At 61.9% G+C, this 270-nt stretch carries 1 pseudogene; it reads left to right on the plus strand.

Annotation, left to right across the window (positions count from 1 at the left end):
* Window positions 1-270: pseudogene (locus tag HMI57_RS18320) on the plus strand (hypothetical protein); the annotation flags it as partial.

The following is a 270-nucleotide window of genomic DNA, read 5'->3' on the forward strand; positions in this document are numbered from 1 at the left end:
TTGCTAGCTGATCCACCACGTCATGACCTCGACGTCATGCGTGCCCTGGAACGATGGGTGCGTCTCGTCAGCGGATCAGCATCGACAGGTAAGTCCGTCATCGATGCCATCCGGGCGACCCGTCGTCAAGCCCCCGAACCCCTTATAGAACCACTCACCCGGGTGGTAGCCCGCCTGGATTCGCGGTGGGACACCCGATCTGCCCTGCAAGGCCTTGCCGATGACCTTGACAGCGCCGACGCTGACCAGGTCATTGCCGCGATCATGATG

The sequence above is a fragment of the Arthrobacter sp. 260 genome (genome assembly GCF_013116745.1).
Classification (GTDB): Bacteria; Actinomycetota; Actinomycetes; order Actinomycetales; family Micrococcaceae; genus Arthrobacter_D.